This window comes from Burkholderia orbicola (genome assembly GCF_900100915.1).
Lineage (GTDB): Bacteria > Pseudomonadota > Gammaproteobacteria > Burkholderiales > Burkholderiaceae > Burkholderia > Burkholderia orbicola.
Genome location: NZ_FNKW01000002.1, coordinates 415,136 through 440,026, shown reverse-complemented (window position 1 = coordinate 440,026; position 24,891 = coordinate 415,136). Strand labels below are relative to the sequence as shown.

24 protein-coding genes are annotated in these 24,891 nt (G+C 67.9%); 17 read left to right on the top strand and 7 right to left on the bottom strand.

Features of this window, described 5'->3' with window-relative positions; genetic code table 11:
• Positions 1-32 precede the first annotated feature (32 nt).
• Positions 33-1,706 (bottom strand): phospholipase C, encoded by a 1,674-nt coding sequence (locus BLS50_RS18865; RefSeq protein ID WP_023475717.1) that lies wholly within the window; start codon positions 1,704-1,706, stop codon positions 33-35.
• Between the two features lie 400 nt (positions 1,707-2,106).
• Here BLS50_RS18865 and BLS50_RS18860 point away from each other — a divergent pair, with 400 nt between their 5' ends.
• Entirely contained in the window at positions 2,107-2,964 is an 858-nt protein-coding gene (locus BLS50_RS18860; protein WP_074806513.1) for an EamA family transporter, read from the top strand.
• A gap of 27 nt (positions 2,965-2,991) precedes the next feature.
• Here the strand turns inward: BLS50_RS18860 and BLS50_RS18855 are convergent, their stop codons facing one another.
• A complete protein-coding gene (locus tag BLS50_RS18855) occupies positions 2,992-3,465 on the bottom strand; it encodes an Lrp/AsnC family transcriptional regulator (protein ID WP_006479071.1) in 474 nt (157 codons plus the stop codon).
• A gap of 325 nt (positions 3,466-3,790) precedes the next feature.
• Between BLS50_RS18855 and BLS50_RS18850 the strand changes: the two genes are divergently transcribed.
• The 6 genes from BLS50_RS18850 to BLS50_RS18825 all read left to right on the top strand — a co-directional run bounded on the left by BLS50_RS18850 (position 3,791) and on the right by BLS50_RS18825 (position 8,154).
• Positions 3,791-5,176 carry an amino acid permease gene (locus BLS50_RS18850; RefSeq protein WP_023475720.1) on the top strand — a complete coding sequence of 462 codons (1,386 nt, stop codon included), beginning with the start codon at positions 3,791-3,793 and terminating at the stop codon, positions 5,174-5,176.
• Positions 5,177-5,222: 46 nt separating this feature from the next.
• Positions 5,223-6,425, top strand: a complete 1,203-nt coding sequence (locus BLS50_RS18845; RefSeq protein WP_074803398.1) for an amino acid aminotransferase — start codon at positions 5,223-5,225, stop codon at positions 6,423-6,425.
• Between the two features lie 168 nt (positions 6,426-6,593).
• Positions 6,594-6,992, top strand: coding sequence for a DUF488 domain-containing protein (locus tag BLS50_RS18840; RefSeq protein WP_053524449.1), 399 nt, complete (start codon positions 6,594-6,596; stop codon positions 6,990-6,992).
• Positions 6,993-7,103: 111 nt separating this feature from the next.
• The gene (locus BLS50_RS18835) at positions 7,104-7,394 is read left to right on the top strand and encodes a DUF1488 family protein (RefSeq protein ID WP_006479067.1); all 291 of its coding nucleotides are present in this window, start codon (positions 7,104-7,106) and stop codon (positions 7,392-7,394) included.
• 16 nt (positions 7,395-7,410) lie between these two features.
• On the top strand, positions 7,411-7,650 hold the full coding sequence (locus BLS50_RS18830) for a hypothetical protein (RefSeq protein WP_006479066.1): 240 nt from the start codon (positions 7,411-7,413) through the stop codon (positions 7,648-7,650).
• A gap of 153 nt (positions 7,651-7,803) precedes the next feature.
• Positions 7,804-8,154, top strand: coding sequence for a hypothetical protein (locus tag BLS50_RS18825; RefSeq protein ID WP_053524450.1), 351 nt, complete (start codon positions 7,804-7,806; stop codon positions 8,152-8,154).
• A 34-nt stretch (positions 8,155-8,188) separates the two neighbouring features.
• Here BLS50_RS18825 and BLS50_RS18820 read toward each other — a convergent pair whose 3' ends face one another.
• The 3 genes from BLS50_RS18820 to lhpI all read right to left on the bottom strand — a co-directional run bounded on the left by BLS50_RS18820 (position 8,189) and on the right by lhpI (position 10,499).
• On the bottom strand, positions 8,189-8,965 hold the full coding sequence (locus BLS50_RS18820; RefSeq protein WP_027808703.1) for a helix-turn-helix domain-containing protein: 777 nt from the start codon (positions 8,963-8,965) through the stop codon (positions 8,189-8,191).
• A gap of 16 nt (positions 8,966-8,981) precedes the next feature.
• Entirely contained in the window at positions 8,982-9,392 is a 411-nt protein-coding gene (locus BLS50_RS18815) for a response regulator transcription factor (protein ID WP_006479063.1), read from the bottom strand.
• 171 nt (positions 9,393-9,563) lie between these two features.
• Positions 9,564-10,499, bottom strand: a complete 936-nt coding sequence (gene lhpI, locus BLS50_RS18810; RefSeq protein ID WP_074803394.1) for a bifunctional Delta(1)-pyrroline-2-carboxylate/Delta(1)-piperideine-2-carboxylate reductase — start codon at positions 10,497-10,499, stop codon at positions 9,564-9,566.
• A 265-nt stretch (positions 10,500-10,764) separates the two neighbouring features.
• On the opposite strand from lhpI, the gene BLS50_RS18805 reads away from it, so the two are divergent.
• The 7 genes from BLS50_RS18805 (at position 10,765) to BLS50_RS18775 (ending at position 18,871) form a co-directional block, all read left to right on the top strand.
• Complete coding sequence (locus BLS50_RS18805) at positions 10,765-11,502, top strand: FadR/GntR family transcriptional regulator (protein ID WP_074803391.1); 738 nt, start codon at positions 10,765-10,767, stop codon at positions 11,500-11,502.
• A gap of 127 nt (positions 11,503-11,629) precedes the next feature.
• Positions 11,630-12,751, top strand: coding sequence for a branched-chain amino acid ABC transporter substrate-binding protein (locus BLS50_RS18800; protein ID WP_074803388.1), 1,122 nt, complete (start codon positions 11,630-11,632; stop codon positions 12,749-12,751).
• Between the two features lie 77 nt (positions 12,752-12,828).
• On the top strand, positions 12,829-13,836 hold the full coding sequence (gene lhpH / locus BLS50_RS18795; RefSeq protein ID WP_074803385.1) for a trans-3-hydroxy-L-proline dehydratase: 1,008 nt from the start codon (positions 12,829-12,831) through the stop codon (positions 13,834-13,836).
• A gap of 195 nt (positions 13,837-14,031) precedes the next feature.
• The gene (locus BLS50_RS18790) at positions 14,032-16,599 is read left to right on the top strand and encodes a penicillin-binding protein 1A (protein ID WP_074803382.1); all 2,568 of its coding nucleotides are present in this window, start codon (positions 14,032-14,034) and stop codon (positions 16,597-16,599) included.
• Positions 16,600-16,678: 79 nt separating this feature from the next.
• Positions 16,679-17,554, top strand: coding sequence for a PilZ domain-containing protein (locus BLS50_RS18785; RefSeq protein WP_074803379.1), 876 nt, complete (start codon positions 16,679-16,681; stop codon positions 17,552-17,554).
• Between the two features lie 223 nt (positions 17,555-17,777).
• Complete coding sequence (locus tag BLS50_RS18780; RefSeq protein ID WP_074803376.1) at positions 17,778-18,107, top strand: DUF4148 domain-containing protein; 330 nt, start codon at positions 17,778-17,780, stop codon at positions 18,105-18,107.
• Positions 18,108-18,466: 359 nt separating this feature from the next.
• Positions 18,467-18,871: a lysozyme inhibitor LprI family protein gene (locus BLS50_RS18775; RefSeq protein ID WP_074803374.1), complete on the top strand. Its 405-nt coding sequence runs from the start codon at positions 18,467-18,469 to the stop codon at positions 18,869-18,871.
• 84 nt (positions 18,872-18,955) lie between these two features.
• Here BLS50_RS18775 and BLS50_RS18770 read toward each other — a convergent pair whose 3' ends face one another.
• Together BLS50_RS18770 and BLS50_RS18765 are read right to left on the bottom strand one after the other, a co-directional pair.
• Positions 18,956-19,603 (bottom strand): response regulator, encoded by a 648-nt coding sequence (locus BLS50_RS18770; protein WP_006479054.1) that lies wholly within the window; start codon positions 19,601-19,603, stop codon positions 18,956-18,958.
• Complete coding sequence (locus BLS50_RS18765; RefSeq protein WP_074803371.1) at positions 19,600-21,702, bottom strand: PAS domain S-box protein; 2,103 nt, start codon at positions 21,700-21,702, stop codon at positions 19,600-19,602. Before BLS50_RS18765 ends, BLS50_RS18770 begins: the two co-directional genes overlap by 4 nt.
• A 318-nt stretch (positions 21,703-22,020) precedes the next feature.
• Here BLS50_RS18765 and BLS50_RS18760 point away from each other — a divergent pair, with 318 nt between their 5' ends.
• From BLS50_RS18760 to BLS50_RS18750, 3 genes are all read left to right on the top strand, one after another.
• Entirely contained in the window at positions 22,021-22,491 is a 471-nt protein-coding gene (locus tag BLS50_RS18760; RefSeq protein WP_011547729.1) for a universal stress protein, read from the top strand.
• A gap of 335 nt (positions 22,492-22,826) precedes the next feature.
• The gene (locus BLS50_RS18755; protein WP_074803368.1) at positions 22,827-23,333 is read left to right on the top strand and encodes a cupin domain-containing protein; all 507 of its coding nucleotides are present in this window, start codon (positions 22,827-22,829) and stop codon (positions 23,331-23,333) included.
• A gap of 185 nt (positions 23,334-23,518) precedes the next feature.
• Positions 23,519-24,544, top strand: a complete 1,026-nt coding sequence (locus BLS50_RS18750; protein ID WP_027808355.1) for a DedA family protein/thiosulfate sulfurtransferase GlpE — start codon at positions 23,519-23,521, stop codon at positions 24,542-24,544.
• Positions 24,545-24,891 lie beyond the last annotated feature (347 nt).

Below are 24,891 nucleotides of genomic sequence, written 5' to 3'. Positions count from 1 at the left end.
GATGCGCCGGCCATGCGGTCAGGCCGCGACGGTCAGATCGCCGGGGCCGCGCTCAACGCGGTGCCGAGCGTCGGGTCGAGATACAGCGGCGTCGTATTCGGCTTCGACGTGAAGTCGAACAGGTTGCGCAGGTCGCCCGCCGTCGCATCGAACGAACCGCCGCCGATCCGCTGGCCGCCGAGCCAGTTGTCCTCGATGAAGCGCACGACGGACGACTGGTCGAGCATCGTGTGATCGACGTAGTTCTGCTTCGCATACGGCGAGATCACGACGAGCGGAATACGCACGCCCGGGCCGCAGCGGCCGTTCACGGTCGCGCCGTTCACGCCGGTGGTGCCGCCCGTGCCGCACTTGCCGGCGCCGTTGAGCTGGTCGACCGGGTCTGACGATGCGTGCGTCGGCGCCGTGTACACGTGGTCGTACCAGCCGTCCGAGTCGTCATAGGTGACGATCACGGCCGTGTTCTGCCAGTCCGGCTGCTGCTGCAGGAAGTTGACGACCTTCGTCACGAACGCCTGCTCGTCGAGCGGATCCGAATAGCCCGCATGCCCGTCCTGCGCGGCCGGCGCCTTCAGGTAGCTGACCGACGGGAAGTTGCCGGCCTTCACGGCGGCGAAGAAGTCGTCCGTGTCGTACTGGTGGTTCGCCGGTTCGGCCGTCTTGCCGTCGGTCTGGACGCTCGAGCCGATCGCCGCGATCGAGCTCGGGCGCGTGTGTTGCGGGTTCGCGGTCGACGCGTAGTACTGGAACCAGTTGTGGTGCGGGATGTAGTCGGCCGTCGCGGCGTTCACGGCGGTAGCGACCGTGCTGCGCGCGCAGCCCGTCGTGCCGTTGCCGTTCGTCGTCGACAGGTTGAAGCCGCCCATGAAGCCGCCCCACGTGATTTTCGCGGCATTCAGCAGGTCGCCGATGTTCTTGCCGGTCATCATCGCCTGGTCGGTCGTGCTCGAACACACGTCGAAGCCCGGATCGACGTCGTTGATCATCGTGAGGCCGCCCTGGCCGTCATTGATGTAGTACGAGCTGGCGGCGAGCGTCGACGGCTGCTTCGACGTCTTGACGATCTGCATCCCGTTGGTCTGCCCGGCGACGACGTTCAGCGCACCCGGCGTCGACGGCCCGTAGCCCGTCGTAAACGTGTTGTCGCTCATCGCGAAGCGCTGCGCGTAGTTCCACAGCGCGGTCACCGTGTTGCCGTCGAAGTAGCCCATCACCTGGCCCTTCGTGCCGAACGCGCCGGCACCGCCGGACGAGCCCTTGCCCGTGTACTTCGGGAACAGGTCGGCGAGACCGTTGTCCTCGGCCTGCTGTTCGGCCGTGTACGCGTGGTTCTGGTCGGCGGTCGCGGCCTGCGTGCGGTCGAGGCGGAACGGGTTCGCCGCGTCGGTGCCGTTGGCCGTGTTCGTGAAGTTCGGGTTCGCGGTGAGCAGCGTGCCCGTCAGGCCGTTCGGCGTCGGCGTGCCGGATTTGGCGGTGAACGCCGGTTCGCCCGACGGGTTCGTCGCGTTCGGGTAGGTGCCGAAGTAGTGGTCGAACGAGATGTTTTCGCCGTAGATCACGACGACGTGCTTGATCGGCGTGGCGGTCTGCAGCGCATCCTGCGACGAGACGACGGGCGCCGGCGTGGAATCGTCGCTGCCGCCGCAGGCGAACAGCGCAAGCGTGGCGCCGGCGCAGGCGGTGACAAGCAAGGCTTGACGGAACATCGGAAAACTCCAGGGTAAGGCCTTCGATGGTGGAGAACGGCCCCGTCGCCGTGTCGGTTCGGCGCGGAGCTCGTGAGGGAGCACGCGCATTGGAACAGCCGCGTATGAAGATATGGGGACGGAGTGTTTTCGCGAGGGTTGCGCTCCGGTATCGGTTTCATTACGGCGCGGCGCGATGCGAAAGAGAACGGAAAGGGGCGGACCGCTAGCAACCTCCGCGTCACATGTCGCGGCGTGCGGGTCGCTTGCGGCGCAAGCGATGCCGGGCGGGCGGCGGGGAGCAACCGGCCGATCTTTTACGGGGCGTCGTGCGTCGCTTTTTTGACAATTCGGTGACGCATTCATAGGATGAACGCCTGCCGCGCACCGCGCGGCTTCCGACCGTCTGGGAGTGTTGAGCGTGCCGATCCCCGTTCTGTTTGCCGTTCTGTGCGCGGCGTTCCTGCACGCGTCATGGAATGCGCTGGTGCGCAGCAGCGGCGACCGGCTGCGCTCGGCCACGGTGCTGCAGATCGCGATCGGGCTGTTCGCGCTGCTGTTCCTGCCGGCTGCCGCGCCGATCACGCCATCGAGCTGGCTCTGCGTCGTCGCGTCGGCCGTGCTCCACGTCGTCTATACGCTGCTGCTCGTCCGCGCGTACGAGCACGGCGACCTGAGCGTCGCGTACCCGGTCGCGCGCGGCACCGCGCCGCTGCTCGTCGCGCTCGGCGCGGCGGCGTTCGCGGGCGAGCGCCTGAACGTCGGCGCGCAAGGCGGGCTCGTGCTGATCTGCGCGGGCATCATGGCGATCGGGCTGGAGCGCGGGCGCGGCGCGAAACACCGGATGACGCAGGTGCTGCCAACCGCGTTCGCGACCGGCGTGTCGATCGCGGCGTACAGCGTGGTCGACGGGATCGGTGTGCGCGAGAGCGGCAGCACGGTCGGCTATACCGCGTGGATGTTCGTGCTGACCGGCGCGCTGATGGCCATGTACTACCGGCTGCGGGCGGGGCCGTTGCGGCTGACGCAAAATGCCGGCGAGACGGCGAAGGCCGCCTGCGGCGGCGTGTTCGCGGCACTCGCGTACGGCATCGTGATCTGGGCGATGGACCGCGCGCCGATGGGCCCGGTGTCGGCGCTGAGGGAGACGAGCGTGGTGTTCGCGGCGTTGATCGCGCGTGTGTATCTCGGCGAGCGGCTGACGCCGCGCCGCGCGGCCGGGTGCGCGGTGATTGCGGCGGGCGCGTTGTTGATCAGTGCGTTCGAGGCGGTGCGGTAAACGCATCAGCCCGGCGCGCCAGATGGATCAGCTTTCCACCGGCATCGCACTCGTACACTTGATCTCGTCGAGGCACACGCTCGAATGCACGCCGCTCACGCCGGGAATGCGCATCAGCGTTTCGAGCAGGAACGTCGACAGCCCCTTCAGGTCGTGCGCGACGACTTTCAGCACGTAGTCGATATCGCCCGTCACCGAGAAGCATTCCTGGATCTGCGCGAGATCCGACACGAGCTTCTGGAACTTCGACAAATCGCGGATATGCCCGCGCTCCATCGTCACGTGCACGAACGCGGTGACGCCGAAGCCGAGCGTATCGGGGCACAGCCGCGTTTCGTAACGGCGGATCGCGCCGATTTCCTCCAGCCGCCGGTGGCGCCGCAGCGTCTGCGCGGGCGACAGGCCGACGGCCTTCGCCAGGTCGAGGTTCGACGCGCGGCCGTTCTCCTGCAACACCGACAGCAAGTGGCGATCGATGCGATCGAGAACCGGTTCAGGCATTTTTGTTTCCTCATCTGTCTCCTGGATGCAATCTTATCTCATAATGTAGGGTTTGCATGAGCGGGTTACGCAACCCGATTTCGCCGTCGCGACGCTAAACTGACGCCGGATTTTCGTGTGCGGCCGCAGCAATGCGGCGGGGGCGGACGAGTCGGCGGCCAATCAGGCCGGCACGCCGACGCGAATCGGTGCCGCCACCACGCGAAGATTGCAGTCCCCAACCCGGCGCCCCCACGAACGGCCGCCGGCACAGTAAAAACAGCGCCCGGCACACCGAGGCGCGCCGCACCCCGCCGCAGGCGGAGGCGGACAGAGTGGAGAAGACATGGTTTCTGGAAACGAGAGCGACGGCCTGAAGCGCGGGCTGAAGAACCGGCACATCCAGCTGATTGCGCTCGGCGGCGCGCTCGGCACGGGGCTGTTCCTCGGCATCGCGCAGACGATCAAGATGGCCGGCCCGTCCGTGCTGCTCGGCTATGCGGTGGCCGGCATCGTTGCGTTCTTCATCATGCGCCAGCTCGGCGAGATGGTCGTCGACGAGCCCGTCGCGGGCTCGTTCAGCTACTTCGCCGACAAATACGTCGGCCACTTCACCGGTTTCCTGTCCGGCTGGAACTACTGGGTGCTGTACATCCTCGTCAGCATGGCCGAACTGTCGGCCGTCGGGATCTACGTGCAGTACTGGTGGCCGGGCGTGCCGACCTGGGTGTCGGCGCTCGTGTTCTTCGTCGCGATCAACCTGCTGAACCTGGCGAGCGTGAAATCGTACGGCGAGACGGAATTCTGGTTCTCGATCATCAAGGTCGCCGCGATCGTCGGGATGATCGGCTTCGGCGGCTGGCTGCTCGCGAGCGGCCATGCGGGGCCTGAAGCGAGCATCGCGAACCTGTGGCAGCACGGCGGTTTCTTCCCGAACGGCGTGTCGGGGCTCGTGATGTCGATGGCCGCGATCATGTTCTCGTTCGGCGGGCTGGAGCTGATCGGCATCACCGCGGCCGAGGCCGACGATCCGAAGCGCAGCATTCCGCGCGCGACCAACCAGGTCATCTACCGCATCCTGATTTTCTACATCGGCGCGCTGGCCGTGCTGCTGTCGCTGTATCCGTGGGAGAAGGTCGTCACCGGCGGCAGCCCGTTCGTGCTGATCTTCCACGCGCTGAGCAGCAACCTGGTCGCGAACGTGCTGAACGTCGTCGTGCTGACGGCCGCGCTGTCGGTCTACAACAGCGGCGTGTACAGCAACAGCCGCATGCTGTTCGGCCTCGCGCAGCAGGGCAACGCGCCGAAGGTGCTGTGCTCGGTGAACAAGCGCGGCATCCCGCTTGCCGCGCTCGGCGCGTCGGCGCTCGCGACCGGCGTATGCGTGCTGGTCAACTACTTCATGCCGGGCAAGGCGTTCGAGGTGCTGATGGGCCTCGTCGTATCGGCGCTGATCATCAACTGGGCGATGATCACCCTGATCCACCTGAAGTTCCGCCAGGCCAAGCGTGCTGCAGGGGAGGAGACTTCCTTCCGCAGTCTGGGCTATCCTTTCACGAATTACCTGTGCCTGGCATTCATGGCCGGCATTCTCGTCGTGATGTACCTGACGCCGGATCTCCGCCTGTCGGTGTACCTGATCCCGGTATGGCTCGCGGTGCTCGCGATCGGGTATCGCTTCCGTCAGAAGAATGCCGGCTTTGCGGTGCACGACGGCGCCTCCGCACGCTGATGCAGGCCACGACCGACCCTTCTTCCAAACGAGACCGACTCAAGCCATGTTCGAACACATCGACGCGTATCCGGGCGACCCGATCCTGACGCTCAACGAGAACTTCCAGAAAGATCCGCGCGACCAGAAGGTCAACCTGAGCATCGGGATCTATTTCGACGCCGAAGGCCGGATTCCGGTGATGGGCGCCGTGCGCGAAGCCGAAACCGCGCTGCAGCGCGACAGCGGCCCGAAGCCGTACCTGCCGATGGTCGGCCTGGCCGCCTATCGCGACGCCGTGCAAGCGCTGGTGTTCGGCGCCGATCACCCGGCCCGCGCGGCCGGCCGCATCGCGACGCTGCAGACGCTCGGCGGCTCGGGCGCGCTGAAGGTCGGCGCCGATTTCCTGAAGCGCTATTTCCCGGATTCGCAGGTGTGGCTGAGCGATCCGAGCTGGGAAAACCATCGCTTCATCTTCGAGCGCGCCGGCTTCACGGTGAACACGTATCCGTACTATGACGCGGCGACGGGCGGCCTGAAGTTCGACGCGATGCTCGCGGCGATCGACGCGCTGCCGGCGCGCAGCATCGTGCTGCTGCACGCGTGCTGCCATAACCCGACCGGCGTCGATCTCGACGAAGGCCAGTGGGAGAAGCTGATCGACGTGATCGAGGCGCGCGGGCTGCTGCCGTTCGTCGACATGGCGTACCAGGGTTTCGGCGCGGGCCTCGACGCGGACGCGTTCGCGGTGCGCGAGCTGGCCCGCCGCGGCGTGCCGACGCTCGTCGCGAACTCGTTCTCGAAGAACTTCTCGCTGTACGGCGAGCGCGTGGGTGGCCTGAGCGTCGTCTGCGAAGACGCGGCCGCGGCCGATCGCGTGCTCGGCCAGCTGGCCGGCGCGGTGCGCTCGAACTACAGCAACCCGCAGACCTACGGCGCGAAGGTCGTCGCAACCGTGCTCGGCACGCCGGCGCTGCGCAAGCAGTGGGAAGAGGAGCTGTCGGCGATGTGCCGCCGCATCGCGCGGATGCGCCAGTCGATCCACGACGGCCTGCGCGACCACGTGAGCGGCGAAGCGCTCACGCGCTACGTGAAGCAGCGCGGGATGTTCACGTACACGGGCCTGACCGAATCGCAGGTCGACGCGCTGCGCGAGGTGCACGGCGTGTACATCCTGCGTTCGGGCCGGATGTGCGTGGCGGGCCTGAACGACTCGAACGTCGGCATCGTCGCGGACGCGATCGGCAAGGTGCTGAAGAGCGGCGTCTGAGCGCGGCGCGTTTCGGCGCGCAACGGTTAAGAACCGGCTGTTTCCCGTCGCGGGAACAGCCGGTTTTTTGTTGGGCGGCACGTCTTGTGCGCTACCCGGCTGACGCACCGGCAGGCGCGGCGGTACGATCACGGGATCGCATGCAACGCAGAGGAATAAAGGAGCGACATGGGCATCCGGATCATCCAGCTCGGCACGCCGCGCGCGGCCGGCGAAGGCCTGCGGATCGGCACGGTGCGGCGGCCGCCGCGCGGCGTGCCGAAGGCGGAATTCGCGTCGCGCAACTACTATGATGTATGGTTGCCGACGCTGTCGCCGAGCCCCGAACTCGTCGCACAGGCGCAGGCCGCCGCAACCGATGCGGAATGGAAGGCGTTCAAGCGCCACTTCCGCGCGGAGATGGCGCACGGCGATCCGGCGAAGGTGCTGGATCTGCTGGCCGCGCTGTCGGCGACCACCGCGCTGTCGATCGGCTGCTACTGCGACGACGAACGCCATTGCCACCGCAGCGTGTTGCGCGAGCTGCTCGCGGAGCGCGGCGCGGCGATCGAGCCCGACGCCGGCTGAAGCGGCGGCGGGGAGCCGCACCGTGATCGTGCGGTGCGGCGAACCGGTTGACGTGGGTCAAGCGCGCGGCCGCGCGCGCCACTATGCTCTCGTCATGGAGCCATCACGACGATGACAGGCCGACAGATGCACATTGTTTTCCCGTCCGAACCGCCGGAATACTGCGCGCGCGACCTGGTCGTCGCGTTTTCGGCGCTGGTCGACGGCCATTGCGTCCAGTGCGCGGTCACGGCCGAGGCGCTGGAAGATCATTTCGGCGCGCGGTCGCTGCTCGAGCGCGATCTGCTGAGCGCATTCGATGCGCACCGGTCGGCCATCGAGGCGATGGCACGGCGCATGCTCGAGGAAATCGGCGGCCGGCCGGTGCTGCTGCACAGCGGGCACTTCCGGCTCGGAGACTGATACCGCAGGAGGGCGCATGACACTGCAGGGCAACATTCACGAACGCGACTGGTCGGTCGAAGTGGAGACGCGCCCGTGCGAATCGGGTGAGTTCCGCTGCCGCGTGTCGGTCGAGCACGGCGCCGGCGCCGCGCGGTTTCATCATACGTTCGAGCACAGCCACGCGTATCCGACGGAGCGCGAGGCGATGATCGAAGGGCTGCGGGCCGGCATGACGTGGATCGAGATGAAGGCGTCGCAGACCTTCAACGTATGAACGGTCCCGCGCCAGCCGGGCGCGGGCAGACTATCGGCCGGCAGCGATCGGGCAAGGCGCGCCGCGCCACGGAAAACACGTGCCGCCTCATCATGAAGCGGCCGGCACAGGCAAGGCGGTCGACGAGCGGGCGGCCCCGTCAGGAGACACGACATGGGCGTGGGCATGCAGATCGCCTGCCTCGGATTCACGGGTTCGGCAGCGGTCGAGGCCGAAGCCGGCGCGCAACTGGTGCGGCTCGAACGGTTTCGCGCGTTGCTCGACGGCTGCCATCTCGCGATCGAAGCACGCCCGGTGGCCGACGGCGCGCGCCTCTACGACGTGCGGCTCGACCTGTCGATGCGCGACGCGGCGCCCAGGTCGCTGCCGCCGTGCGTCGGCGCCGACGTGGACGATACGCTGCGCCGCGCGTTCGCGCAGGCCGAACAGGCGCTGATCGCGTGGCAGTCGGGCGCCGCAGCGGTGGCGCTGCGCGACGCGGCGACCGGCGACGCGCTGCATTGATGCGGCGGCGGCCATCCGCCGCCGCGTGCCGGATTCAGACCCGCGCGAGCGCTTGCGCGTCGATGATCCGCACGCGCTTGCCGCGCGTTTCGACGAGCGCGTCGCGATGGAACCGCGAGAACATCCGGCTGACGGTTTCGAGCTTCATCCCGAGATAGCAGCCGATTTCCTCGCGCGTCATCCGCAGGTTGAATTCGGTCGCCGAATAGCCGCGCGCCTCGAACCGGGACGACAGGTTCAGCAGAAAATGCGCGACGCGCTGCTCGGCCGACATCGTGCCGAGCAACAGCATCTGGCTCGATTCGCGGACGATCTCGCTGCTCAGCATCTGGTAGAGAAAGTGCTGCATCGGCTTCATCTCGCGGCACGCGGCTTCGAGCGCACCAAACGGGATGATGCACACCACGCTGTCCTCCAGCGCGATCGCGTCGCAGCAGTGCTGGCCGCCGCCGATGCCGTCCATGCCGAGCGTTTCGCCGGCGATCTGGAAGCCCGTCACGTGCTCGCGGCCGTCGCGATGCATCATCACCGTCTTGAACGAACCCGCGCGCACCGCGTAGATGCTCTGGAACGGATCGTCGGTGCGGAACAGCGCGTCGCCCTGGCGAACCTGCCGCGTCGTGCAGATGATCGCGTCGAGGCGGCCGTATTCGGCGGGGGTCAGGTGCGGCGGCAGGCACATGGAGCGCATCGCGCAGGCCGAGCAGCGTGCGGCCGGATGCTTGGCGGCGTCGGCGCGCGCGGCCGGGCGCAGCGGGATCGTTGGCCGGGGTACGACAGATACGTCGGCGAAGGCGGTGGCGGTGGACATGAGGCGCTCCGGCTCGTCAGGGGCGGTGGCGGTGCGCGCGAGCGTGCACCAGGGATTCGATGACACGGCATGCGGCGTCGAATTCGACGGTCTTGTCGAAGAAGTAGTCGGCTCCCGCCGTCGCGCATGCCTCTCTGAATGCCGGCGCCGAGTGATTCGTCAGCACGATCGTGACGATGCGCGGCGCAGCCTTCGACAGCATCCCGATCAGGTCGAGACCGCTGCCGTCCGCGAGCCGCACGTCGACGATCACCACGTCCGCGCGACTGCTGCGGATATGCGTCCACGCGTCCTGGCCGTCTTCCGCTTCGCCCACCACGGCAACGCCGCGGATCGCGCCGACGAGCAGCGCGATCCGCTGGCGGACGGCAACCGCGTGATCGACGAGGAACACCCTGAGTGCGGCGGGTGACAGGCTGGCATTCATGCCGGCAGTATCGTGTTGCGCCGCCGAAATTGAAATCGGCCGAATTGGAACTTCGTGTAGGCCGCTTCGACGCGGTGTAGGGCGTTTCCTACACCGCGTCCGGGAAATCGCCCGGGGCGATCCCGACGAGGACGATGCCGCGGGGAGCGGCCGAACCGTTGCGCGGCCCGATCAGCTGGCCTGGCGCGCGGCCAGTGCGTCGCGCGCGGTGCGGCACGCCGCCAGGTCCCATGCGGCGCAGCCGACGCTCTTGAACAGCAGCGGGCCGCCGCGGGCGAAGGTGCCGTTCAGCACGTCGGCGAGCGACGCGACGTGCTGCCAGTCGACCTGCGCGACGATCAGGTCGCCGGCTTCGTGGCGCGCACCGGCCGGATCGTCGACCACGAGCCGGCTGCCCCGCACCGTGCTGGCGTCGATCTCGGCGGCATCCGCAGTGAACGCGCCGACGCCGACCACGAGCCGGCCTTCGCGCGTGGCTTCGCGGTAGACGGGCGTGCGGCTCGTCGTCAGCGTGACGACCACGTCGATCGCGTCGGGAATCGCGTCGCCGTCGAGCGGCGCGAGTCGCGGCGCATGCGCGCGGTGAGCGGCGCAGAAGGCGGCCGCGCTGTCCGCGGTCGTGCCGCGCACGTGAAGGCGCGCGTCCGGAAAGATCGCCGCGAGCGCTTCCGCGTGATTGGCCGCCTGCTTGCCGGTGCCGATCAGCAGGATGTCGCGCGGCGCGGCGCCATGCAGCGCCTGGATGCCGAGCGCGGTGATCGCCGCCGTGCGGCGGCCGGTGACGGTCGGGCCGTCGAGCGCGAAGCGCATTTCTCCGGTGGCGGCGTCGTACGCGGTGACCTGGCCGAGAATCGTCGGCAACCCGCGCGCGCCGTTGCCGGGGCACACGTTGACGAGCTTATGGCTCGCCAGGTCGTGGGCGCTCGACGGCATCGACAGCATCACGCCGCCGCCTTGCAGCGGCACGACCAGGCGCTCGGGGCTGACGATGTCGCCCGCCGCGTACTCGGCGACCGCTTGCCTGAGCGTGGCGAGCAGCGCCGGATAGTCGAGCAGCGCGGCCGTGTCGGCCGCATCGAAAACGGGAATCGGGGAAAAGGCGGGCATCGTGTACGTCGCAGGCGTCGGTGAGCGTGAACGGCGGACGCATGCCGCGCCCACCACAGGTCTGCCGGATACCGTGACACCGGGCAGTGTGGATCGAATCTATACCACTTGCTGGCGCACCTGCAACCCAGAAAATAAAGCGCTTCGCGGATTTTGGTTCTAATATCTGGCCAGAAGGCTCGCCGCTGCCGCGCTGCCCGCGCCGCTCCGGTATAGTGCGAACCCATTTCCCGATCCACGCCCGCGACCGGGCAGGAGCCATCCGATGATGTCCGCGCGTCCCGACACACTCGAAGGCGGTTTCAGGCCGCTGCAGATCTACGAGCAGGTAGCCGAAAAGATCCGCGACGAAATCCGCGCGGGGCGCTATGCGGCCGAGTCGCGGCTGCCGTCCGAGCGCGAACTCGCGGCACTGTTCCAGGTCGGCCGGCCGGCCGTGCGCGAGGCGCTCGGTGCGCTGCAGAACGAAGGGCTCGTGTTCACGAAGCGCAATTCGGGCACCTACGTCGTCGCGGCCCCGCTCGAGGTGCTGGCGCAGCGCGGCGACGCGCACGCGGCGTCGGAGGCCGACTTCAGCCCGACGTCGACGCTCGACGTGCGGCTGATCCTGGAGCCCGCGATCGCGCGCCTCGCGGCCGCCCATGGCCGCGCCGACCCCGGCGCCGAACGCTATCTCGCGCAGATGGAGACCATCACCGACGTCGACGATCCGCACCAGCGCGCGCTGTGGAACGAGAGCGACCGGCTGTTCCACCGGCAGCTCGCGCTGATGACCGGCGACGCGCTGATCGTGAAGATCGCGGACGAAGTCGCGAAGACGATGGACCAGCCGCTGTGGAAGCGGCTGAAGGACGACGGCATCTACGACGCGGGCCGGATCAGGCTCTACGTGTCCGAGCATCGACTGATCTACGAGGCGATCGTCTCCGGGGATGCCGATGCGGCTGTGTTCTATGTCGAACAGCACATCCGCCGCGTGCGGCGGGACATTGCGCCGAAATGACACGCCTGCGGACGGGATCGTTCTGGTCCTTAATATGACCAAAATCCCGATCATTATTTTGAAATTGCTTGCGATGTGACCACGCGTGTCCTACATTGGTTTCACACAAAACCAATCAGGAGACATCATGCGACACCTCGTGACCGCGCTCTCGGTGGCTATTGCCGCCGGCGCGCTGACTTCCGCGCACGCGCAGGAAGTCGTGATGATCGGCCATTCGGCGCCGCTCACGGGCCCGCAGGCCGCCAACGGCAAGGACAACGAAAACGGCGCGCGGCTCGCGGTCGAGGAGCTCAACAAGGCCGGCATCAAGGTCGCCGGCAAGACCGTCACCTTCAAACTGGTTTCCGAAGACGACCAGGCCGACCCGAAGGCCGGCGTGCAGGTCGCGCAGAACCTCGTCGACAAGGGCGTCGTTGCCGTGCTCGGGCCGTACAACTCGGGCGTCGCGATCCCCGCGTCGCGCGTGTATTCGACCGCCGGCGTGCCGATCCTGCCGGTCGCGTCGAACCCGGCACTGACGAAACAGGGCTTCAAGAACATCTTCCGGATCGGCGCGAGCGACGAGCAGCTCGGCGGCACGATGGCCACGTTCGCCGCGAAGACGCTGCATGCGAAAACCGCCGCGGTGATCGACGATCGCACCGCGTACGGGCAAGGCGTCGCCGAGCAGTTCATGAACGTCGCGAAGGCGAACGGCATCAAGATCGTCGACCAGGAATACACGAACTCTTCGGCCACCGATTTCCTCGGCATTCTCACCAAGATCAAGGCCGGCAACCCCGACGTGATCTTCCTCGGCGGCTATGCGGCGCAGGGCGCGCCGATGGCCAAGCAGATGAAGCAGCGGGGCTTGCGCGCGAAGCTGCTCGGCGGCGACGGCATCTGCTCGGCCGACATGGGCAAGGTCGCGGGCGAGGCCGCGTCGATCGTCTACTGCGCGCAGGGCGGGGTCGCGCTCGAGAAGACGGCGGCCGGCCGCGAATTCCTGAAGAAGTACCACGACGCCTATCACACCGATACGCAGGTCTACGGCGTCAATTACTACGACGGGATGAAGCTGCTCGCCGACGCGATGGTCAAGGCCGGCACGACCACCGACAAGGCGAAGCTGAGCGCGCAGCTCGCGAAGTCGAACTACGCGGGCGTCGCGGGCACCTATTCGTTCGACGCGAACGGCGACCTGAAAGGCGCGCCGACCACCGTCTACGTGATCCGCAACGGCCTGCCGGAACCGTACGCGAAGTAATTGCTCCACGGCCCACACGGCCCGTCACCGGACGGCGGCCCGGCCGCCGTCCTTCGTTTCAACGCATCCGATTCGCCATGAAAATTTCCCGATCCCTGTCCACCGTCGAAGTGCACACCGGCGGCGAGGCATTCCGCATCGTCACGAGCGGGCTGCCGCGGCTGCCCGGCGACACGATCGTCCAGCGCCGCGCGTGGCTCAAGGCGCACGCCGACGAGATCCGCCGCGCGCTGATGTTCGAACCGCGCGGCCACGCCGACATGTACGGCGGCTATCTGACCGAGCCGGTCTCGCCGAATGCCGATTTCGGCGTGATCTTCGTGCACAACGAAGGCTACAGCGACCATTGCGGCCACGGCGTGATCGCGTTGTCGACCGCGGCCGTCGAACTCGGCTGGGTGCAGCGCACCGTGCCGGAAACGCGGGTCGGCATCGACGCGCCGTGCGGCTTCATCGAGGCGTTCGTCCAGTGGGACGGCGAGCATGCGGGGCCGGTGCGCTTCGTCAACGTGCCGTCGTTCATCTGGCGGCGCGACGTGTCGGTCGAGACGCCGTCGTTCGGCACCGTGACCGGCGACATCGCGTATGGCGGCGCGTTCTATTTCTATGTCGACGGCGCGCCGTTCGACCTGCCGGTGCGCGAATCCGCGGTCGAAAAGCTGATCCGCTTCGGCGCGGAAGTGAAGGCGGCCGCGAACGCGACCTATCCGGTCGTCCATCCGGAGATCCCGGAAATCAACCATATCTACGGCACGATCATCGCGAACGCGCCGCGCCATGCGGGCTCGACGCAGGCGAACTGCTGCGTGTTCGCGGATCGCGAGGTCGACCGCTCGCCGACCGGCTCCGGCACCGGCGGGCGCGTCGCGCAGCTCTACCAGCGCGGGCTGCTCGCGGCCGGCGACACGCTCGTCAACGAATCGATCGTCGGCACGGTCTTCAAGGGGCGCGTGCTGCGCGAAACGACGGTCGGCGACTTTCCGGCCGTGATCCCGGAAGTGGAGGGTAGTGCGCATATCTGCGGGTTCGCGAACTGGATCGTCGACGAACGCGATCCGCTCACGTACGGATTTCTCGTGCGCTGAGCCGCGGCGCCAGTCGCGCCGCTGTCGCGTCCCGTCGTGTCCCTCTCGCGCGGCATTCAGGTTGTCGTACCAGGTTTGGCGCGTCGTTCCGGTTGCCGGGCACGCGCCTTTTTTGCGTGAGCGCCGTCGCGACACCGCACCACGTATGCCGGCGCAAGGCCGCAGCGGGCCGGCCGGCCGCGCGAGTTTGGTACGATGCAGCCTTTTCAGCCGAGCCCCACCCGCGTGAATCGCCGAAACGTGTCGTCAGTGCGTGCCTTGTGTGCCAGATGGGTCGCGCGCGCCCAATCCGCCGCGGCGGCCGCCGTCGCGCGGGCCAAGCCTCTCGCCGCCACCGCGTGGCACCATGTCCGCCACCCGACGCGCCGTGGCGTGCTGCTCACGGCCGCCGCCGTGCCGGCGCTGTTCGCGGCGTACGTGGTCGTGCTCATCCCGTTCACGCCGGGGATCGGCGACATCCGCAAGGCGCGCGTCGACCAACCCGCGCAGGTGCTGTCGGCCGACGGCAAGCTGCTGGCCGAATTCAAGCCGTCGAACCGGGAATGGGTGCCGCTCAAGCAGATTTCGCCGCGCATGGTCGACGCGCTGATCGCCACCGAGGATCACCGCTTCTACGAACACCACGGCCTCGACTGGAAACGCACGGCGTCGGCCGCGCTGCAGACGTTCTCGGGCAGCCGCCAGGGCGGCTCGACGATCACGCAGCAGCTCGCGCGCAACCTGTATCCGGACGAGATCGGCCGCGCGCCGACGCTCACGCGCAAGGTGAAGGAGGCGATTACCGCGCTGAAAATCGAGGCCGTCTACAGCAAGGACCAGATCCTCGAGACCTATCTGAACACGGTGCCGTTCCTGTACAACGCGTACGGCGTCGAGATGGCCGCGCGCACCTATTTCGACAAGTCGGCCGACGAACTCGACGTGCTCGACAGCGCGACGCTCGTCGGGATGCTGAAGGGCAACAGCTACTACAACCCCGTGCTGAACCCCGAACGCGCGCTGCAGCGGCGCAACACGGTGCTCGGCCAGATGGTGAAGTACGGCAAGCTGTCGCCGGCGCAGTTCGCGCAGTTGCAGCGCCGGCCGCTGCGCATCGACTTCGAGCGCCAGAAGGAGCCGCCCGGGCCGGCGCCGCATTTCGCGCAGCAGTTGCGCAAATGGCTGATCGCGTGGGCCGACCGCAACGACTACAACATCTACTCGGACGGGCTGATCGTGCGCACGACGATCGACTCGCGGCTCCAGCAGATGGCGACGCAGGCGCTCACGCTGCAGGGCAATCAGTTGCAGGGCATCGCGAACAACGCGTGGAGCGGCCGCGACGGCTGCGGCACCGACAACGAGGTGTTCCGCACCTTCATGCGCGAATCGCCCGAGTACAAGGCCGCGCAGGACGCCGGCAAGGACGACGCGGCGGCGATGAAGATGCTCGCGGCCGACCGCGGCTTCCTGCACGCGCTGTGCAAGGCGAAGACCGACGTGCAGGCCGGCTTCCTCGCGATCGATCCGCGCGACGGGCAGATCCGCGCGTGGGTCGGCAGCCGCGACTTCACGCGCGAGCCGTTCGACCACGTCGCGCAGGCGCGGCGCCAGCCGGGCTCGACGTTCAAGCCGTTCGTCTATGGCGCCGCGTTCGCGAGCGGGATGAAGCCGGAGGATACCTTCATCGACCAGCCGGTCGAGATCCCGCTGAAGGGCGGCGAGATCTGGCGGCCGAACGACGACGTGCCGCCGACCGGTAAGCCGATGACGCTGCGCGATGCCGTCGCGCTGTCGCGCAACCGGATCACCGCGCAGGTGATGGAGAAGGTCGGGCCGGGCGCCGTCGCGCGACTGGCGCGCGACATGGGCGTGCGCGAAAGCCCGCTCGAACGCGTGCCGTCGCTCGCGCTCGGCACGAGCCCGGTCACGCTGAAGGAAATGGTCGCGTCGTACGCGACGATCGCGAACGGCGGCCTGTACGTCGAGCCGCAGATGGTGACGCGCATCGAGAACCGCCAGGGCGAGGTGCTCGCCGAATACGCACCGGCGCCGCCCGAGCGTGCGCTCGATGCCGAAACCGACAAGACGCTGCTCGACGTGATGCGCGATGTCGTGACGCGCGGCACGGGCGGCAGCATCCGCACGCGCTTCGGCATCCGCGGCGACGTGGCTGGCAAGACCGGCACGACGCAGGACAACGCGGACGGCTGGTTCATCCTGATGCAGCCCGGCCTCGTCGCCGGCGCGTGGGTCGGATTCGACGACGGCCGCGTGACGCTGCGCAGCGATTACTGGGGGCAGGGCGCGCACAGCGCGCTGCCGATCATCGGCGATTTCTTCCAGCGCGCGCAGCGCGCCCGGATCGTCGATACCAAGGCGAAATTCGATACCGAGCCCTCGCCGGGCTGGTTCGGGTCGCTGCGCGAGCGCGTGACCGACCTGTTCGACACGTGGTTCCCGCCCGAGGCGAAGAAGGCGCCCGCGCCGGTCAGGACGCAGCGTATCGAGCGTCCGGCCGAGACGGACGAGGGCGCGGCGTCGGCGGCCTCGGCGCCGGATGCCGCCTCCGGCGGGATCGTCGAGGAATGGGTGCCGGCGTCCGAAGTGGCCGCATCGGCCGCGGCGCTGTCGTCGGGCGCGTCGCAGCCGCAGCCGCCGCAGTTTGCGCCGCCGCCGGCGAGCGCAAGCAGCGCCGGTATCGGCGTCGCCCCTTCGGCCGTGCCGGTGCCGCCGCCGGTGTCGGTACCGGCCACCCCTGACGCGACCGGCGCTTCGCAGTAACAAAGCCGTTCAGATTCCGCGCGATGCTGCCGTAATCAAGTTGTCACGACAGCGCGCGCGGTCGCTCCGCGCTTCTCCGATGCGGCTTTCAACCGACTCCGTCGCGCTCGCGCGCGATGACCTTTCCGCGGGTGTCCCGCTCGGCTTCGACCTCTACGACGCCGACGGCGCCGCGCTGCTGCCAGCCGGCACGACGCTGCGCGATGCCGCGCAGCACGCTTTCCTGTTCGACCATTTCCGCCCCGTCCGCCGCCGCGAGGGCGCCGACACCGATCCGCACGGGTCCGCGGCGACCGCGCCCGCCATGCGCATGGGCCTGTCGGCGGGCGCCGCGATCGGCATTCGCCGCCGGGTCGGCACGACGCGCGCGTTGCAACGGTGCCGGTTGATCGGCGTCGGCGCGTCCGGGGCGCTGTTCGTCGAGCCGCAGCCCGCCGCCGTGCTCGAGTTCGCACGCGGCGACGACGTCGAAGCGGTGGCAATCGGCCGTGCCGCGGTATCCCGTTTCGGCGCGACGGTCGAATCGGTGCAGGCGTCGGCCGCCGCGCCGTTCATGATCCTGTCGCCGCCCGGTTTCGTCGACCGGCTGCGCACGCGCGCCGAGCCGCGCGTGCCGGTGCGCATCGCGGCCTGCTGCAACGGCGCAGCGCAGGGGGCGGACGGCATCGGGTTGGTGCACGACATCAGCCTGAGCGGGCTGTCGATCGCCGTCGACCGGCCGATCGCGGCAACCGGTGAGCCGTTGCGCGTGCTGCTACCGTACCAAACCGGCGGCCGCGTCGAGCAGTTGGCGCTCGATGGCACCGTGCGGGCCGTGCATGCCGACCCGGCGAGTCCGGCGCTGACGCTGCATCATGCGGCGTTCGACGACCTCGATGCCGACGACCTGATTCGCCTCAAGGCGTTGCTGTTCGACAGGCAGATGGCGTCGGCGGATAGCGATCGCCTGCGCTGACGCGCGGCCGAGCGCGCCGGATACCGAATCGCGGCATTCGGCACATGCGCGGCGATAATCATCTGACGAATCGACTTATTCCCGGGCGATTGTACGGTTTCGGTCAACAGTGAATTTGCGATTTAAGTATTTACCCTGATAGCGGCGACTCCTAGACTTCTACTCATGCGCAACGACTTCGAGTCCGAAGCGCCTGACAAAACAATCCTGGAGGTAACGCATCATGAAATCGCTGATCAAGGCAGTTGCACTGGCCACCCTGGTGGCCGCACCGGTCGTCTCGTTCGCCCAATCGAACCAGCAGCCGCTGACGCGCGCGCAAGTGCGCGCCGAGCTGGTCCAGCTCGAAAAGGCCGGCTACAACCCGAACGACTGGATCAACTATCCGGAGAACATCCAGGCCGCCCAGGCCAAGATCGCCGCCGCGCAGAACGCCGGTGCGCAAGCCGACGCAACCGGCTACGGTTCGAACCCGGTCGCGACGTCGCAGTCGGGCCAGCGCGCGGTCGTGCCGGCTGTCAATGACCGCTCGTCGGTGTACTTCGGCCACTAAGCCGGGCGTGGTTTCGCGGCACTCAAGCCGCGGCTGACGCCATATCGAGAAAGCCCGCACGCGTATCGTGCGGGCTTTTTTGCGTCTTCTTCATCGAGTGGCCCGGCGCACGAATTCCAGCGGCCGAACCGGTCGCGGAGAGTCTGCCGCGTGCATGAGCGACACGCCGGATGCCGGCCTGAGCTGGTTCAACGACACCTTGCCGTGAACGATCACGCCGCTCGCAGTACCGCACCCGCTGACAATCCGTCGCGCGTGCGCTAGCATCGCGGTCGATGTCGCCGCGGCAGCGCGGCCAATGCACACGGGGCGCAGCAGGGCGCCGGGTTCCACACTTCAACGAACAACAAGGAGCATCCATGCGTGTCTTGACTGGTCTGCTGGGCTCGCTGGCGCTGGTGGCGAGCGTCGCCCATGCGCAGGCAAATTGTGCGGACGCGACGGATCAGGCGACGATGACGGCGTGTGCCGATCGCGCATACAAGAAATCCGACGGGGAGCTGAACCGAACCTACCAGGCCGTCACGGCCCGCCTGCGCGGTGCGCCTCCGGTCGCCGACAAGCTCGTGAATGCGCAGCGCGCGTGGATCGCGTACCGCGACGCCGAATGCCATTTCTCGAGCGCGAATGCCGAGGGCGGCAGTGCGTACCCGATGGTCGTATCGACCTGTCTCGACGATCTGACGAAGGCACGCACGGAAACGCTGAAGGGCTATCTGTCCTGCGAGGAGGGCGACCTCGCGTGCCCGGTGCCCGCGAAGTAACCATTCGTACGCGGGCCCGGTGAGCGAGGCCCGCACTGCGCCGGCTGGACGTCGTCCTACACGTCGTCCGTTACACGTCGTCCGTTACACGTCGTCCGTTTCGTCGAGCAGCTTGTGCCGCATCGCGTACCGCACGAGCGCCGCTTCGTGCGGCATCTGCATCTTTTCCAGAATCCGGGTCTTGTAGGTGCTGACCGTCTTCGCGCTCACGCACAGCGCATTCGCGATCTCGGTCAGCGTCTGGCCGGCGGCGATCCGCCGGAACACGTCGAATTCGCGATCGGACAGCCGCTGGTGCGGCAGCGTTTCGGCCGGCTCGTTCAGGCTCTGCGCGAACTGCTCGGCCATCGCGAGGCTCACGTAGACGCCGCCCGACGCCACCTTCGTGACCGCGCCCACCAGCTCCGCGCTCGCGCTTTCCTTCGTCAGATAGCCCGACGCGCCCGCGCGGAACGCCCGCACCGCGTATTGCTGCTCCGCGTGCATCGTCAGCACGAGCACGCGCAGCGCGGGCTTCTCGTCCTTGATCTGCTTGATCAGCTCGACGCCGTTGCGGCCCGGCATCGACAGGTCGAGCACGAGCACCTGCGCGGGCGTCGCCCGCACCAGCGCGATCGTCGATGGGCCGTCGAAGGCTTCGCCGGCCACCTCGAATCCGGTGGCGTTCTGGAGGATGTGCCGCAGACCGTCGCGTACGAGCGTATGGTCGTCGGCGATGAGCACCTTGATCATGTGATGAGCGTGTCCTGTTGAACGGTGGCGAGCGGAAATGCGACGGTGATCGAGAAGCCGCGCGCGAGCCCGGTGTCGATCGTCACGGTGCCGCCCAGCATGTGTGCGCGTTCGCGAATGCCGATCAGGCCGAACGATTTGTCTTCGTGGGCCGGACCGCCGGGCGCCGCGCCGCGGCCGTTGTCCGCGACGCGCAGCACGCAAGAGCCTTCCTCGATGTCGAGCCGCAACGCCACGCGCGTCGCGTCCGCATGGCGTGCGACGTTCGTCAGCGCTTCCTGGACGATGCGGAACAGCGTGGTTGCGCCCGCGCTGGTGAACGTGAGGCCGCCCGTCTCGATGTGGCGCTCGACGTCGATCCCGTAGCGGTTCGTGAAATCGTTCGCGAGCCATTCGATCGCGGGTACGAGGCCGAGATCGTCGAGCATCACCGGCCGCAGGTCGGCCGCGATACGCCGCACCGACGCGACCGTCGCGTCGATCAGCCGCCGCATGCCTTGCAGATGCGTCTGCACGCCCTCATCGGGTTGCGCGCGGCCGGGCATGCGCAGTTGCTGCTCGACGACCGACAGGTCCATCTTCAACGCGGTGAGCTGCTGCCCGAGATCGTCGTGCAACTCGCGCGCGATGCGGGTTTTTTCCTCTTCGCGCACGTTCTGCAGGTTCGCGGACAGTTCACGCAATTCCTCGCGCGATTGCTTCAGCGCGTTCTCGGCCCGCTGCCGCTCGGTGATGTCGCGCAGCATCACCGTATAAAGCTTGCCCGACGCGTCGCGGATCTGCGAAATCGACGCTTCGATCGGGAATTCCTCGCCGTTGGCCCGCAGCCCGAACAGCACGCGCTGGCGGCCCATCTGCCGCTCGGACACGCCCGTCACGCCGAACTGGTCGACGTGCTTCGCATGCGCGGCGCGGAACCGCTCCGGAATGAAGCGCGACAGCGGCGCGCCGATCGCCTCCATCGCGGACACGCCGAACACCTGCTCGGCCATCGGATTGAAGATCACGACGGTTTGCTTCTCGTCGATCGTGATGATCGCTTCCATCGACGAACGGATGATGCCCATCATCCGCGCCTCGTTGAGGATGCCGCGGCTGCTCGCGCCGGCATCGGCGCGGCTGCGCAGCAGCGCATGGACGAGCGCCGCGAACCCGAACGACGCGATCAGCCCGGCGGCGAGCACGGTGCCGGCCGCACGCTGCGCGCCGGTCGCGCTGGGCCGGCCGTCCGCGGAATAGGCGAGCGTCAGCGCGGTGCCGCCGAAATTCAGCACATCGGTACGCCGCATCAGGTCGGGCGACGCCGACGCTTCGTCGGTCGTCGTCTCGACGCTGGCGATCGCGCGCGAATCGCCGCCGGCGGTCATCCACAAGTCGATTCCGCGTTCCGCATCGAGCGCGCGCTCGATCAGGCGCCGCGGGCTCAGCGCCGCGAACAGCACTCCGTCGGCGCCGGTTTCGCGCGTGCCGGAGGGCTTGGCGGCGGCCAGCGGCGAGGTGGCCACGGGCAGGAACAGCGTCAGGGTACGGGCGTCGCGGGAGGCATCGTCATCGGCGGGGTGGACGCCCAGCGCGATATCGCCGGTCCGCAGCGCGCGCATGAGCGGCGCCGCGTCGGACGCGCCGAAGCGCACGACCGGCGAACTCGAGACGGGGGCGCTGAGCGTCGCTGCCGCGAGCGGATCGGCCGGCAGCGGCTTTGCGCTGGCCAGCGCGCCGCGCGCCGCGGGCGTGAGCGGCGCATAGCCGATTTGCCGGACCGGCGAGCGGCCGCTGTCGAGATCGAGCGTCTCCGCGTATCGGCGCCATTGGCCGGGCGTCATGTCCGGGACGAGCCCGAACGTGCCACGCGCGCCTTCGAGCACGGCGACACCGGCCTGCAACTCGTGGCGCAGCATTGCCGTCACGTGCGTCGTGCGGCGTTCGAAACGCGTATGAACGGCGCCTTGCCACTGCTCGCGCACCAGCAGCGCGACGCCGAGCGACAGCAGCGCGCCCGCGCACAGCGCGGCTACGCCGGCCGCGAGCGGCTGGCGTAGCATGGTCTGGAGGCGCGCGGGCCCTCGGGCGTCCCGCGTCGGGGTTCCACTGGGGGTCATTCGATGGCCATTCTGTTGTTCGGGCTACCCGGGGCACTCGGACAGCGCGGCAAAACCGGCAAAACTCGCACCGGCTGCGTGCAACGACTATTTTGAAGATGAAATTGTGCGCGTTTTACACATTTTTTGTAATGGGGTCGGTTGAAATAGCGGCAAACGGCATGAAGCTGCGGGGCGCCGGCCGCGCTTGACGCGCGTCAACGCACGCGTCGGCACGTGGGGCAGACTGTTCGGCAGGCAAGCCGGCGCCGGGCCGGCTTGCGGTAACGGGTCGTGGTTGCGCAGGGCGCGACGCGCGCCCGGTCGGAGGGACGGACCATGTACAAGCGGATTTTCGTAGGGCTCGACGGCAGCCCGAGCGCGCGTCTCGCGCTGAACGAGGCGATCCGGATCGCGACGGCATCCGGCGGCGAAGTGACCTGTGCGTACGTCGTCGAACATCGGCCGCAGCTCGTCGACGTCGACGCCGGCTTCGCCGCCGAGCGCGATGGCGATGTCGCCGCGACCGATGCCGCGACGCCAGTGCTCGACCACGCGAAAGCGGTGCTCGCGCAGCAGCATGTGCGGGGCACGGTGCGCGCGCTCGACGCGTACGGCGAGGACATCGCGACGGTACTGATGCGCACGGCGGCCGAAGCCGACGCCGACCTGATCGTGATGGGTACGAGCGGGCGGCACGGCCTGCGCAGGCTGTTGCTCGGCAGCGTGGCGGAATCGCTGCTGCGTGCGGCCGACCGGCCGGTGCTGCTGGTGCGGCACGGCGAGCCGGGCGCGTCGGCGACCGCGTAAGCGACGGCGTACGGCGGCCGCCGCTGCGGCACGAGCGCCCGCAGTCGGCAGGATGCCGCGCGGCATCCCGGATGTCTGCGTGAGCGGGCGTACTGCGCTGTCGCGTCGTCCAACACGGCGCGACGGGCGCCGACGAGACGCTCGCCTGCATGCGATTGCGCGTCGACGGTTGCATCCGGGCACGCAGTTCTGGCAGCATCGGCCGGTGTCCGCTTGTTCGCCGCGCGCATGGCCGCGGTGATCGACGCAGGGACATCCGGCGGCACCCGGTCGCCTGAATCGCGATCGGACGGCCCGCCGGATGCCGGTTTCCTACCTTACCGACGTCATTTGCCATGCCGATTTCCGCGACCGACCTGATTCGCCAGTTCGACCTGCAGCCGCATCCCGAAGGCGGCTATTTCCGTGAAACCTACCGCGCGACCGATTCGGTCGTGCGTCCGGCCGACGGTGCGCCCCGTGCCGCGTCGACCGCCATCTATTACCTGCTGTGCGACGGCGCGTATTCGTCGTGGCACCGCATCCGCTCCGACGAGGTCTGGCATTTCTATGCGGGCGATCCGATCGAAGTGTGGGTGCTCGACGCGCGCGACGGGCTGACGATCCACCGGCTCGGCAACCCGCTCACGCATCCCGGCGCCGTGTTCCAGGCCGTGGTGCCGGCCGGAAGCTGGTTCGGTGCGCGCTGCGCGTCGCCGGCGCACGTCGCGCTCGTCGGCTGCACGGTGGCGCCCGGCTTCGAGTTCGCGGAATTCGAGCTGGCCGATGCGGCCGCGCTGGCGGCCGAGTTTCCCGATTACGCGGAGCACGTCGCGCAACTCGCGCAACGCTCCGACGTGTGACTGTCACAGTCGCGTAACGCCGCGTGCAAAGCCCTTGCCGACGGCTTGCGTTCCGCGCGGTCGAGGTCAAACCCGTTTAGAATGCGTACGATGCACCGGTCGGTCGCGGACGTGCCGCGGCGGCCGGTGCGCCGCCGTACCGACGGCCCTGTCGCGCGGCCCGCATGTCTTCCAGGAGCGCCGCCGTGTGGCACTTTCCCATCGCTATTCCATCGTCGCTCGGCCCATGGGCCGTGTTCGCGAGCGTGTTGATCACGCAGCTCGGCGTGCCGGTGCCGGCCGTGCCGATGCTGATTCTCGGCGGCACGATGGCGGCGATGGGGCAGGCTTCCTGGGTCAGCATGTTCGCGGCGGCGATCGGTGCGACGATGCTGGCCGATTCGCTGTGGTTTTTCATGGGCCGCACGCGCGGCCGGCGCCTGCTGAACGGCCTCGTGCGTTTCTCGCTGTCGCTCGACACGACGCTGCGCTTCGCGCGTAACGTATTCGAAAGGTACGGCGCGCCGCTGCTCGTGCTGTCGAAATTCCTGCCGGGTCTCGGCCTCGTGTCGGCGCCGCTGCTCGGCACGACCGCGATCGGCATCGGCGTGTTCCTGTTCTGGGATCTGGCGGGCGCGTCGCTGTGGGCGGCGTTCTGGCTGATCGGCGGTGCGGCCATTCACGACCAGATCGTCCAGTTCGTGTTGTGGGTGCGCGCGAGCGGCGGCACGATTCTCGACGCATTCCTCGCGATCTTCATCACGTTCCTGCTGTACCGCTGGGTGCGCCGCGTACAGTTCCGCCGCTATCTCGCACAGGTGCGCATCTCGCCGCCGCAGCTCGTCGAGATGATGACGTCCGACGAGCCGCCGCTGATCTTCGATGCGCGGCCGAAGGCGATCCGCGACCGCGAGCCGTACCGGATTGCCGGCGCGGTGCCGGTCGATCTCGATTCGCCGGACCTGCTCGACCCGGAAGTGCTGAAGCGGCCGATCGTCGTCTATTGCGTGTGTCCGAACGAGGCGACTGCGAAGCGGCTCATCGCGAAGATGCAGCGCAAGAAGATGATCCACAACATCCGGGCGCTGAAGGGCGGCCTCGATGCGTGGGAAAAGCACGGTTATCCGGTCGAGCCGCTGCCGGCCGATCTGGATTCGTCTCGGTATTTCGTACGGCCTGAGCAGGGCGGGCTGGAAGGCGAGTATACGGTGCGGGCGACGTTGTCGAAGTGATGCAGCCAGCGTTGCTGGTTTCGGCGCTCGAAAGCGCATCTTGATTGATATATTTCCGACAAGCGAACTTTTCGATACTATCGCCCATTATCTCGATAATGACCCGGATAACAATATCATGGGCATCCGACCGCAATCGGTCGATTGGCACAGTGTCTAAAGCCGCACGGTGATTATCCCAATAAATTTGCATCCCGCCTCAGAATTGACACTCTGAAAACATTATAAAAATATTAATTCTTCCGTGCCCTTCAAAATCTCCGGGCACTTGAGAATGAAAGGCCGATGCTCCACGTATCGCATTAATCATTTCTGACAGTGCACGGTAATTGCTTCTGCTAGGATCG